General features: G+C 32.9%; 13 protein-coding genes. 7 read left to right on the forward strand and 6 right to left on the reverse strand.

Features of this window, described 5'->3' with window-relative positions; all coding sequences use genetic code 11:
• Positions 1-52: 52 nt before the first annotated feature.
• The 4 genes from BXU10_RS19625 to BXU10_RS19640 all read right to left on the reverse strand — a co-directional run bounded on the left by BXU10_RS19625 (position 53) and on the right by BXU10_RS19640 (position 5794).
• Positions 53-3484 (reverse strand): hypothetical protein, encoded by a 3432-nt coding sequence (locus BXU10_RS19625; RefSeq protein ID WP_078229204.1) that lies wholly within the window; start codon positions 3482-3484, stop codon positions 53-55.
• Positions 3485-3571: 87 nt separating this feature from the next.
• Positions 3572-3799 (reverse strand): DUF5808 domain-containing protein, encoded by a 228-nt coding sequence (locus tag BXU10_RS19630; RefSeq protein ID WP_078229205.1) that lies wholly within the window; start codon positions 3797-3799, stop codon positions 3572-3574.
• Positions 3800-3951: 152 nt separating this feature from the next.
• On the reverse strand, positions 3952-5211 hold the full coding sequence (locus tag BXU10_RS19635; protein WP_078229206.1) for an aspartate kinase: 1260 nt from the start codon (positions 5209-5211) through the stop codon (positions 3952-3954).
• A 106-nt stretch (positions 5212-5317) separates the two neighbouring features.
• Positions 5318-5794: a GNAT family N-acetyltransferase gene (locus BXU10_RS19640; protein WP_078229207.1), complete on the reverse strand. Its 477-nt coding sequence runs from the start codon at positions 5792-5794 to the stop codon at positions 5318-5320.
• A 172-nt stretch (positions 5795-5966) separates the two neighbouring features.
• Between BXU10_RS19640 and fbp the strand changes: the two genes are divergently transcribed.
• Together fbp and BXU10_RS19650 are read left to right on the forward strand one after the other, a co-directional pair.
• Positions 5967-6974 (forward strand): class 1 fructose-bisphosphatase, encoded by a 1008-nt coding sequence (gene fbp, locus BXU10_RS19645; protein WP_031455249.1) that lies wholly within the window; start codon positions 5967-5969, stop codon positions 6972-6974.
• A 64-nt stretch (positions 6975-7038) separates the two neighbouring features.
• A complete protein-coding gene (locus BXU10_RS19650) occupies positions 7039-7413 on the forward strand; it encodes a hypothetical protein (protein WP_078229208.1) in 375 nt (124 codons plus the stop codon).
• Positions 7414-7562: 149 nt separating this feature from the next.
• Here the strand turns inward: BXU10_RS19650 and BXU10_RS19655 are convergent, their stop codons facing one another.
• The gene (locus BXU10_RS19655; protein ID WP_078229209.1) at positions 7563-7994 is read right to left on the reverse strand and encodes a TerB family tellurite resistance protein; all 432 of its coding nucleotides are present in this window, start codon (positions 7992-7994) and stop codon (positions 7563-7565) included.
• Between the two features lie 168 nt (positions 7995-8162).
• Here BXU10_RS19655 and BXU10_RS19660 point away from each other — a divergent pair, with 168 nt between their 5' ends.
• Genes BXU10_RS19660 through BXU10_RS19680 form a run of 5 tightly spaced genes read left to right on the forward strand, consistent with a single transcriptional unit; the run spans position 8163 to position 11482 of the window.
• Positions 8163-8756, forward strand: coding sequence for a HupE/UreJ family protein (locus BXU10_RS19660; RefSeq protein ID WP_078229210.1), 594 nt, complete (start codon positions 8163-8165; stop codon positions 8754-8756).
• Positions 8757-8760: 4 nt separating this feature from the next.
• The gene (locus BXU10_RS19665) at positions 8761-9192 is read left to right on the forward strand and encodes a dCMP deaminase family protein (RefSeq protein WP_078229211.1); all 432 of its coding nucleotides are present in this window, start codon (positions 8761-8763) and stop codon (positions 9190-9192) included.
• Positions 9192-10769 carry a S41 family peptidase gene (locus tag BXU10_RS19670; RefSeq protein ID WP_078229212.1) on the forward strand — a complete coding sequence of 526 codons (1578 nt, stop codon included), beginning with the start codon at positions 9192-9194 and terminating at the stop codon, positions 10767-10769. Before BXU10_RS19665 ends, BXU10_RS19670 begins: the two co-directional genes overlap by 1 nt.
• A gap of 18 nt (positions 10770-10787) precedes the next feature.
• Positions 10788-11153 carry a nuclear transport factor 2 family protein gene (locus BXU10_RS19675; RefSeq protein ID WP_078229213.1) on the forward strand — a complete coding sequence of 122 codons (366 nt, stop codon included), beginning with the start codon at positions 10788-10790 and terminating at the stop codon, positions 11151-11153.
• Positions 11154-11170: 17 nt separating this feature from the next.
• On the forward strand, positions 11171-11482 hold the full coding sequence (locus BXU10_RS19680) for a hypothetical protein (RefSeq protein ID WP_078229214.1): 312 nt from the start codon (positions 11171-11173) through the stop codon (positions 11480-11482).
• 123 nt (positions 11483-11605) lie between these two features.
• Here the strand turns inward: BXU10_RS19680 and BXU10_RS19685 are convergent, their stop codons facing one another.
• Positions 11606-12211 (reverse strand): FAD-dependent oxidoreductase, encoded by a 606-nt coding sequence (locus BXU10_RS19685; RefSeq protein ID WP_078229215.1) that lies wholly within the window; start codon positions 12209-12211, stop codon positions 11606-11608.
• Position 12212 lies beyond the last annotated feature (1 nt).

Raw genomic sequence — 12212 nt, forward strand, 5'->3', positions numbered from 1 at the left:
TTAAAATTTCAATTTAAAATTAATCAATTTATCATTACAATTTTATAATCTGTTAAAAATAAGCTCTTAACTGAATATTTCCTGTATGCACAGTTGCACCCGTTTCACTTTGACGGCCCTGATAATTTAAATTTACATCTAAAAATTGGGTTATATTTTTCTGTAAAAGTAATTTCCAGACTAAATTTTGTCCTGCCTGAAGGCCTTCCAGCATTTGAAATCCTACAGATGAAAATTCATCTCCTGTAAATTTGTTTTTATAAAAAGAGAACTCTCCGTTTACGGTCACTTTTTTATCTCCGGAATAGGAAAATGAAGTTCCCAAACGGTTTTGATTTAAGGTTTCAAAGTTTCCAATGAGGTTTTCTTTTCTCTGTAATTCATAAAAGAAATCTAAACTGGTGTTTTTAGAAAATAAATAACTGATTTTAGGAGCAACCTGATAGCCGGTTAAATCATAATTTTTAGCAGTAAAATCTTTCGAAGTTAATGAGGTCTGAATTGTTTTGGTAAATAAATTCAACAGCCAGCTTTTTTGATATAAATGCGTGTACTGCAATTGATGTGAATAGTTTTTTACAGATTGCGAACCAATCGAAAGCAGGTTTTTTCCATTATTAATCAGATAAGAATAAGTTACAGAATGCTTTTGTTTGCCCCGGTTATAAAACAAACTGTTTCTAAAACTCGAATTTAACCCTAACATATTTTCGTCAGAATCCTTAAACGGATTTATTTCAAAATTATCGCCATTACTTTTTACTTTCCGATCTTTTATAAAGGAGGTTTGATTATAAAAATAAGAAGCTATTTTTTTGAAACCTTTTTCGTTTTGCCACTGTAGCGGATTTAACGTAAGCGATAACGAAAATTTATTCTGATTGGTTTTGATGTAAACCTGATTAGGTAAAAAAATCCGAATGAATTTTGCCTGGTCTGGAAAAGAGGCTGTTTCAAATTCATCTAATTCCTTAATACCATTGTTGTTATAATCATTCCATGCATACACACCCTGACCTGCCGGAACTTCAATATAATTGTATTCCTGTTGTGCAATGGTTCCTGAACTGGTTTCGTAAGCAGTTCCTGTTTGAATAAACTGATTAAAGAAACGATCATTATATAAAACTCTTGAGTTCAGTGAAGGTTCACTTTTTCGATTGGCAGCTGTAAAATCAAGGTTTCTATAACTGGCATAAACAGCAAGGTCTGTTTTTTTGTTCTGAATCAGTTTAGATTTCAAAAAATAGGTTTGCGAATTGCTTACGTGCTCCAATAATCCATTTTGTAAACTATCGTTTTTTCGTCTTAAATAACCCAGTTCTACAAAAACTTTGGTGCTGTCTCCACGTCCTATAAAAACACCATATTCTGAAAAGCGCTGACTAATTGCCGAAAGTTGGTTTGTAGCTTTATCTCTTTCCTGATTGTCTTCGATCTGAATATTGCCGCCAACCCAGTTTTTTCCAAAATGATATTTGGTTTTGGTCAGGTTTCTAATAAATTTTGAAGTTGAAATTGTGGCATCACTTTTCAAAAAACTGCCCTGATTTTCGATAGTCCAGTTTTTTAATTTAAAGAAGGCTGTTGAAGTATGTCTGGTTCCTGAATAACTTTCTGTAAAATCTAATTTTTCAAACTGATAGTTGAATAAACCAATGCTGGAAGTTTTTTTCTTTGAAAATAAATCAAAATTCAGACCAGTTACCAAAAGACTCTGATTGCCTAAAAAAGTAGTACTTAAATTCCAATCCCTGTTAAATTCAATATTGTATAAACGTTCAACGGATTTAAAATTTTCTTCTACAAACTGATAATTGGCATACCCATCCAATGTCCAGTTTTTAGAAAAGAGTCGTTTTTTTGTATTCAATTTCAAAGCAACTCCGTTATTATCGTTATCATCATTATCCGAAAATAAATTTTTGTCGTTATTACTTATTGCAATTTCAAAATCAACCAGCGTTTTTTCATTAGGATTGTATTTTCCTAAAAAAGTGGAAGCCTGAAGTTTCATTGGTGCCACTAATTGTATGATAGGTTCGTAATTTCCCTGAAGTATTCCGTTTACAGGAGCAATATATTCATAAATCCGCTCAACTGAATTTGTATTCTGAATTACATAATTTCCGGAATTAACTCCAACTAGGCTAAATTTTACATTGTACAAAACATCTGCTGAGTTGTTTGAATATTCATAAATTTCGACTGAATTTTGAATTGTTTTTTTGTATAAAATTTTAGTGTTGGAATAAGTGTCTTCATAGGCAGATGGTGCTGTCATTAAAGTTGTGTCATCTCCTGCCTGACTTAAAACTTCAACTTGTTCCGAAGAAAGATTTTGCTGTAAAGGCTGATTTTTTAAATCATTTTCCGAATATAAATAACCGGCAAAACTCCAGCTTTTGTTTTCATGAGAAGCGCCGGCATAGGTTACCATTCGGTTATAATTTCTATCCGAATATTGATATTCAATATTGATTCGCATTTCGGAAGTAATCGTGAAAAGTGATGTAAAAACAATTTCTCCGGCATTGTAATCAATCACATAATCATTATTTTCGCCTCTTTTAAGCAAAATACCATTCACATAAACACGTTCAGATCCCGAAATAACCAAAACATACAATTCTCCATTTTGTCCTTTTAGTTTATAGGGTCCCTGATTGCCTTCCTGACCTGTAAAGGTACTTTTGGCATATTGTCCTTTTGCAAAAGCTACTGATGCAAATACATTGGTTTTATTATCCTCTCCTCCAAAATCAAAACTGGTCGAAAGTCCCTGCACTTTTTTGTTGAAACTCAAAAAATGTGTTTTTCTGTTTTCTAAAAAGACATCACCTGCCCGAATGTTCCATTCGTCACTGAATAATTCCATAAAGATATTATCGAACTGATCCAGTTTTTGCGAATAACCGCCATCCTGCAATGGTATGTTGCTGTCCTGAAGCGAAGCCCGCAGACTTATTTTATCTGAAATTTTTCCTGTAATCTGAAGATCTAAATTAGAGTTTAAAACCGTATTTTGGTTGTTTCCAATTGTAACACCACGAGTGATGCTCCCGGAGGTATTCAATCCGTCAAACGGGGTTGCTTTTTTAGCATTGGGATTTTCTATTTTATATAATTTTTCAGAACCAATATCATTACTCACTACCTGATTCGATTTGTAAAGGCTGTATTCTTTGGTTAGAAATTCAGGATATTTTAAATAATTAACAATAAGCGTATCGGAATCTGAAGTGAATTTTTCATTTAAAAGAAGTTTTCCTTTTTGAAAATCAATTTTATAAAATGTCGAATCTACAGGTTCATTTTTAGAATTTAAAAGCTGAAAAAAACCGGAATTGATACTCACATTTTCCAGATGAATAGTATCTCGTGTAGCAATTACTTTTTTGGTTTTATAGAGTAAATTTGTTTCCTGAGCCTGAAGCCCGGAAAACCAGATGAAAATCATTAAAAACAGTAATTTTTTCAGCATAAATACTTTAACTCTAAAAAGTCAAAAGTAGTATTTATAATCGGGAAATGTTGTGGCAGATATAGGTTTAGTTATTGGATAAAATGCTTAATTGAGGTGTCTTCCTATGACAATAAGAGTTATTATTAAGATGATCAATGCAAAAACAGAATGAGGATTCGCAAAATTAGTGGTGTATCCAAATTGCTTTATTTTTTTAGGAGGAAATAGTCTTTTATCTTTTGGGTTATAATAAAAAACACCCCAAATCCAATTATCAGGGTCATTTTCCCATTTGTTTTTGGTTTCTTCATCCGGGTCGTTATCGTAATCCATAATTTGGAAGATTAATAGAGTTGATTTTCTTAAACGAATATAAATTTAATGAATTGTTTTATAAGGTACTTCTAAAAGATTATAAAAAACAAAAGGCTTCACTTTTAAGTGAAACCTTTATTATCTTGAATTAAATATAACCTTTTCTAAGATTAATTGAGTTCTTTGGTTACAATCTGCATAGTCTCTCGGCTTACTTGCTTTAGTAAAACTTCTTTGTTTTCTTCAACCGTTTGTGCCGCTTCTTCACTAAAATGACGAATTGTATATAATGTTACATTGTCAGTAAAATCGACTTTGAATTTTTTCGAAAGAATCGCATTCAGTTCGTTGAAGTTTTCAAATTTATCTTCAACACAAACAGAAAAACTAATCGCTGAGTTCTGAATTAAATTTACCTTTAATTTAAATTCATGAAATAATCCAAAAATTTCACTGATATTTTCTTCCATGATAAAGGAGAAATCAATAGAAGAAAGCGAAATTAAAAGCTGGTTTCTTTTTACAATAAAACAAGGTAGATAAGGTTCTAAATCAACTCCTTTAGAAACTGAAGTTCCTTTTAATAGCGGGTTGATAAAAGATTTAACATATAACGGAATCTCTTTTTTCTGTAAGGGCTGTAATGTTTTCGGGTGAATAACCGTTGCACCGTAAAAAGCAAGTTCAATGGCTTCACGGTATGAAATCTGATTTAATAAACTCGCATTTTCAAAATAACGAGGATCTGCATTCATGACTCCCGGAACGTCTTTCCAGATGGTAACACTTTCAGCATTCAGGCAATAAGCAAAAATTCCGGCAGTATAGTCAGAACCTTCACGGCCTAAAGTGGTAGTGAAATTATTTTCATCAGCCCCTAAAAATCCCTGAGTGATGTTTAATATTTTTCTTGTTACATTTTTGCTGATGTTTTGCTGGGTAGTTTCCCAATCTACTTCTGCATCTCTGTAATTAGAATCTGTTTTTATAAAGTTACGAACATCAAGCCATTGCGTCTGAATTCCTCTGAAATTCATAAAATGACTTAGGATGTTTGTCGAAATCAATTCACCAAAACTCACAATCTGGTCGTAAACAAAATTGTAATTTGGAGATTTATTGTGTGCCAAAAAATATTCTAATTCTGAAAATTGCTCATTAATTGCAGCAAAAACTTCGTGTTTTTCGTCCTCAAATAAATCTAACAATATTTGGGTGTGATATTTTTTTATCTCTTGTACAGAAGAACTAAGTTCTGCTGATTTATCGAAATAGTTTTTAATAACGACTTCTAATGCATTTGTGGTTTTTCCCATAGCCGAAACTACTAAAATCACATCTTCATAACCCACTTTTTGTAAAACGTCATAAACGTTCTTAATTCCTTCAGCATCTTTTACCGATGCGCCACCAAATTTAAATACTCTCATCTTTAATTTGTATTGTTGAGACACACTGAAGTGCGTCTCTATCAGTTTTTTAAAATTTTAATATTTGACAGACCATCCTCCTTTTGTTCTGTCGCTTTTTGTTTGATTAGTTTATTTTTTCTAAGTACGAATTAATGCCTGCTTCATCCATTTGAACTACTCTCCATTCCTCGATAACTTTTGCGCCAGAGTTCTCGTAGAAATTTACGGCAGGAGTATTCCAGTTGAGAACATTCCATTCAATTCTTCGAACATTTTCTTTTTTTCCTTGTTTCATTATTTCAGAATAAAGTGCAGAACCTAAACCAGTACCACGCATTTTTTCTTTTACAATTAAATCTTCAAGGTGTATTGTTTTTCCTTTCCAGCTAGAATAACGATAATAAAACAATGCAATTCCAACAATTTCCTTATCAACATCTGCTACAAAAACATGAAACAATGGATTTTCTCCAAAACCATCACGAATCAAATCTTCTTCGGTTATTAAAACAGCATCGGGCTCTTTTTCGAATATTGCAAGCTCCTGAATCAGTGCTAAAACCGATTTCATATCTTCAGGTTTTCCTTTTCTAATATCCATAATTCATATTTTTAACCTGTTATTCTCTAATTAAATATTTTTTTAAATGAAAGTCTGTGCGTTTCATTAGCAAATATACAATAGTAGCAAACTAACGAAATAATTTTTGAATCATTCTCACAAAAAAAGCGATATTTGTGACTTATAACTAAAAACTACAACGATATAGCAAATGGAAGAACGCAATAAAACACTGGGAGAGTTTATTATTGAGAACCAAAAAGCATTTCAGTATTCATCCGGAGAATTATCCCGGATTATCAACTCTATACGTTTGGCGGCAAAAGTCGTAAACTATAAGGTAAACAAAGCTGGATTAGTGGATATAATTGGCGCAGTAGGCGAACAAAATATTCAGGGAGAAGAACAGCAAAAATTAGATGTGTATGCAAACGAAGTATTCATTCAGACGTTAATAAACCGTGAGATTGTCTGTGGTATCGCTTCAGAAGAAAACGACGAATATATTACTGTCAAGGGGAGCGACAACAGTAATAATAATAAGTACGTGATCTTAATGGATCCTCTTGACGGATCTTCAAACATTGAAGTAAATGTTTCTTTGGGAACAATTTTTTCTGTTTTTAGAAGAGTCACCCCAATTGGAACTCCGGTAACAAGCGAGGATTTTTTACAGCCGGGCATTAATCAGGTGGCAGCGGGATACGTAATTTACGGAACATCTACTATGCTGGTTTACACAACAGGACATGGTGTCAACGGATTTACTTTAAATCCTGCCATTGGTACATTTTATTTGTCACATCCAAACATGCAATTTCCTAAAGACGGGAATATTTATTCGGTAAACGAAGGGAATTATGTACACTTTCCGCAGGGTGTCAAAAATTATATTAAATATTGTCAGCGTGAAGAAGAAGACAGACCTTATACTTCAAGATATATTGGAAGTTTAGTGTCTGATTTTCATAGAAATATGATTAAAGGAGGGATTTATTTATATCCAACAAGTTCAAAAGCACCAAAAGGGAAATTACGTTTGATGTATGAGTGCAATCCGATGGCCTTCATTGCAGAACAAGCCGGTGGAAAAGCAACAGACGGTTTTGGAAGAATTATGGAAATCCAGCCAACCGAACTGCATCAAAGAGTTCCGTTTTTCTGTGGAAGCATTAACATGGTAGAAAAAGCAGAAGAGTTTATGGCAGAAGCACAATAGCCATAATTTTTTTCTAAACGCAACCTTTTTACATTTTCAATATCTTTTAAGTAAAATAAACCTTATGAAAAAAATATTGATTTTAGTTATCATGGTTCTGGCTCTATTTGGCTGTTCTAATGACGATTCGTCCGAATTAAGAATTCGATTATCGAATGCGAGTAAATTTAATTTTCAAAATATTACAGTAAATACTTCAACTGGAAATGTGAGTTTTGAGAATGTAAGTTCCGGGCAGAATACGACATACAAAATATTTGCAAAAGCATACAGTTATGCATTTGTTGAGTTAGAAATTGACGGAAAAACGTATACATTGCAGCCTATTGATTATGTTGGAGAAACACTTCTAAAAAAAGGAAATTATAAATATGAGATTACTGCAAATGACTCTCAGGAACGATACGGAAAATTGGGTTTGAAATTAATTAAAGATTAAAATACCAGAATTCATTTTTTATAAAATGAATTGTTGAAAATTAAAATACCAAATTATATTATATTTAATAATTCATGAATCTGGATTTAACAAAAAAACCCGACAAGTTTCAAATTTGTCGGGTTTTATAATTTAGTCTGAACTAAATATTATTTGTGCATGTGTTGCATTTCATAAACAAAAGTATCGCCATCTACTTTTTGATCGACTAGTGACAATGCTTTTGCAATAATATGATTTACATTGCCCGGAGTAAATCCTAAAGCAATTCCTAATTTTTTCAACATTACTTCCTGTTTGTCTTCAAGATGATGATCAACATGTACCATTCTGGTTAAATCGTATAAACGTTCTAATCGCTGAACATGTAAGTAAGGAGGGTTAATAGGGTATTTTAATGGATCGTTTAGTATTTCTTCATACTCAGTTTCTGAAATCTCTAAACGTGAAGCTAATTTATCCAAGAAATTTTTTTCTTCGGGATGTACAATTCCGTCTGCTAATGCTACACGAACAATAGCTGAAAAGTGACCTTTATTTCTTTGTTTGAATTCGCTATCAAATAAATCTGAAAATGACATAATTAAAAGGGTTTTATTAGGCAAAGATATATTTTATTTTAAATTATTAATTTTAAAGTTCTCATAAAATTTAACTTATTTTTATCCGTTCAATGAATAAGGGCTTTGTTTAATTTTCAAAATAAATCGTAAGTTTACAAGCCCAAATTAATTAATACAAGTAACCTCATGTCAGAATTTTGGATTTATTTTCAGATAGGTTTAAAGCATGTTTTAGATATTCATGCGTATGACCATGTGTTGTTTTTAATCGCTTTAACAACTCCGTATGCTTTTAAGGACTGGAAGAGGATTTTATTACTCGTTACGGTGTTTACGGTTGGTCATACATTAGCATTGTTGCTTTCTGTTTTTGGAATTATTGCAGTGAAAGCAAATCTCGTAGAATTTTTAATTCCAATTACAATTTTGGCAGCAGCAATGTTTAATCTCTTTACAGCCGGTAAATCCTCTAAAAACGAAAGTGTTAATTTAGTGTTTTTTCTGACCTTGTTTTTTGGGATTATACACGGACTTGGGTTTTCAAATTATTTTAAAACCATTTTAGGAGGAACTCCTTCTTCAAAATTAGTACCTTTATTGGAATTCGCTCTTGGAATCGAAGCTGCGCAACTGATAGTGGTTTTTGTGGTTTTGATACTGTCCTATATAGTACAGACAGTATTTCGTTTTTCAAAACGTGATTGGGCACTCGTGATGTCAGCTTTTATAATCGGTGTTGTAATTCCGATGATTGTAGAGAGTCCAATTTGGAACAGATAAAATAATGGAAATAAAAAAATTAAATAAATACGATAAAGCATATTTGCGAATTGCAAAAGAATGGGGTTCATTATCGTATTGTAAGCGTAAAAAGGTTGGTGCAATTATCGTAAAAGACAGAATGATTATTTCTGATGGTTACAATGGTACACCATCCGGATTTGAAAATTGCTGTGAAGATGAAGATGGATTAACACGCTGGGATGTTTTACACGCTGAAGCGAATGCTATTTTGAAAGTAGCCAGATCAACACAATCGTGTGAAGGAGCGACCTTATACATTACGCTTTCGCCCTGCAAAGAATGCAGTAAACTAATACATCAGTCTGGTATAAAAAGAGTAGTGTATCAGGATGGATATCGTGATGATTCCGGAATTCAGTTTTTAATAAAAGCCGGTGTAGAAGTAGAACATATTCCTTTTTTAGAAGAATAATGAAATTCAATCCAAAATATTTGCCAATTATTATCGGAGCAACTTTTGCTCTTGGAACAGTTCTCGGAAGCCTTATGAATGCTCCTGTTGAGGATCAGTTTTTGGCAAAAAATTACTCTAAAACCAAGCTGAATAAACTAATTGATTTTATCAATAATGAATATGTAGATAGTGTTAACACGGATTCGATTGTAAATTTGACTGTAGATAATATTTTGTCCAAATTAGACCCGCATTCTGTTTATATTCCGCCTAGTGAACAAGCAGAAGTTGCCGAAAGTATGAAAGGTGATTTTGTAGGTGTAGGAATTAATTTTTATATGTATAAAGATTCTGTAGCCATTATAAAACCTGTTGAAAACGGTCCTTCGGCAAAAGCCGGAATAAAATCTGGAGATCGGATTTTATATGCCGGAAAAACAAAATTATATGGCAGAAAATTGCCTTCTGATAGTTTGTTTTCTAAGTTAAAAGGGATAAAAGGTTCTGAAATCGAATTGACAATTTTTAGGAAATCTGAACAAAAGAAATTAAAGTTTAAAATCAAGAGAGATGTAATCCCGCTAAAAAGTGTTGATGCTTCTTTGTTGCTTGACAATAAAACAGGTTACATCAAAATCAATCGTTTTGCCGAAACAACTTATGATGAGTTTAAGGCTGGTTTATCAAGATTAAAACAAAAAGGCATTCAGTCGCTGGTAATCGATCTTCGTGATAACGGCGGTGGTTATATGGAAGAGGCTGTGGCTATTGCCGATGAGTTTTTGAAAGACAAACAGCTGATCGTGTTTACCAAAAACAAAAATGGGACTACCGAAAAAACATACGCAACCAAAAGTGGAAGTTTTGAAACCGGAAAAGTAACGGTTTTGATTAATGAAAACAGTGCTTCGGCAAGTGAGATTCTGGCTGGTGCTATTCAGGACAACGACCGTGGAACTATTGTAGGAAGACGTTCTTTTGGAAAAGGTTTAGTGCAGCGCGAAATGGATTTCAATGATGGTTCCGCTGTTCGGTTAACTGTGGCGAGGTATTACACCCCTACCGGAAGATCTATTCAAAAACCGTATGCTAAAGGAAACGAAGAATATTATAAAGAATCTGAGGCAAGAATAAAATCAGGTGAGTTATATGCAAAAGACAGTATAAAAGTGGCCGATTCTTTAAAATTTAAAACACCAAAAGGGAAAATAGTATACGGAGGTGGCGGAATCGTTCCTGATGTTTTTGTGCCAATGGAAGCAGAGCACGGCAATGAAAATGTAGCTTACTTGCTGCAAACAGGAGTTGTGGGCCATTTTGTCTTTGAAGAACTGGATAAAAACAGAAATGCTTTCGCAGGACTTCATTTTAATGCGTTTTTGGATAAAATGAAAAAGTCTGATGTTTATTTTAAGAAATTCAAAAACTACATTTTTATGACCGGCCTGGATCTTAAGTTAGATAAAACCAAATATTTGGTCAATCGTTATATTACTGCCGAGTTTGCACGACAATTATACGGAGAATTGTATTATTATGATGTAATTTTAAAAGAGGATGCCATGATTAAAAAGGTTCTGAATGTAAAGAAATAATCTTCTAATTTTTTTATAATGAAAACAGAAACTATTGTAAATGCTGAAATCGAACTTCTGACAGCTGTTAAAAAAGCGGATGTTTTAGTTTTAGAAAAGATGTTGCACGACGATTTGCTATTCAATTTGCCGGACGGAAATACCATTACTAAAGAATTCGATTTAGATTCCTATCGCTCAGGTAAAATAAAAATTGATTCACTGGAAGCTTCAGATCAAATTATCAATATAATTGGTGATACTGCTGTGGTTGCCGTGACCATTTCTTTAAAAGGAGCATTTAATAATAATCCAATAAGTGGTGTTTTTCGTTATGTCAGAGTCTGGAAACAATTTGATGAAAGTTTAAAAGTAATAGCAGGAAGCTGTGTAGCCTTACAATAAATAATAAAATAAAAAACATGAAAAATCTAATAAAAATAAGCTTTCTATTCGTTTTAATGACTTTTGTGGCTTCTTGTGCCTGTATGAAAGATAAAAAGACAGTTTCAGGAAAAGTTGAATCTATTGAGAATGGTAAGGACGGTTATACGGCTAAAATCAATACAGCTAAAAATGAAGTTTATTTTGCAACAGTTAGTATTGTGAATGTTGGCGGGCCGGAAAACTTCAAAAGTTTTAAAGAAGGAGATGAGGTTTCGGTACAAGGAGAAATCTGGAAAGCCGAAAATGAAAATCATATTAAGGTAGCTAGGATTATTTCGGTTAAATAAAATTTTAGAAACCTGGAGAAAAAAATAAAACCTTTAACAAATTAAGTTTATTTACCATTTTTGCTAAATAAACTTAATTTGTTAAAGGTTTGTAATTTTATAAAGAAACTTATTTTTGAAATTTTATCGAATACTGTCATGTGCATGAGTCTGCGCGCCATTATTCCATAAAGTAAGAATATCAGTGGCAACAGCAGCACCGCTTCCGGCAGCAATAGCCAGCTGACTTCTCCAGCCTGCCAAAGTTCCAATAACATAAATGCCATCGGCTACTTTATGATCGTCATTTTTAAGCTGGATACGTTGTTTTTCGGGTAAGGCTTTTTTGTGTGGTTCAACATATTGCATCAAACCTTCGATGTCAAAAGTATTCGCAGAGCCTATTCCTATTACAATGGTTTTTGTCTGGTAGCAGTTTTTATTTGTAGTTACCGTAAATTCAGGATACATACCCTCAATTTTAATTACTTTCTCATTTGGAATCTGAGAAATGTGTGGATATGTCTGAGTTAAATCTTCTGTGCTTTCAGATAATAATTCGGATCCTAATTTGCCTGGTTTTATGCCGTAAGCGTTGTAAAAAATAGCTTCTTGTAACGAAGAATTTTTTTGATGTGTAAAAATTCCGATTTTTTTATCGGTAACAAAAGCTTTGTTTTTAGCAGAACCTAATACGAGAGCACAGGACATGCCAGAAACCCCTCCGCCAATAATTAAAACATCAAACATA

It is taken from the genome of Flavobacterium sp. LM4 (assembly GCF_002017935.1).
In the GTDB taxonomy this organism is placed as follows: domain Bacteria; phylum Bacteroidota; class Bacteroidia; order Flavobacteriales; family Flavobacteriaceae; genus Flavobacterium; species Flavobacterium chungangense.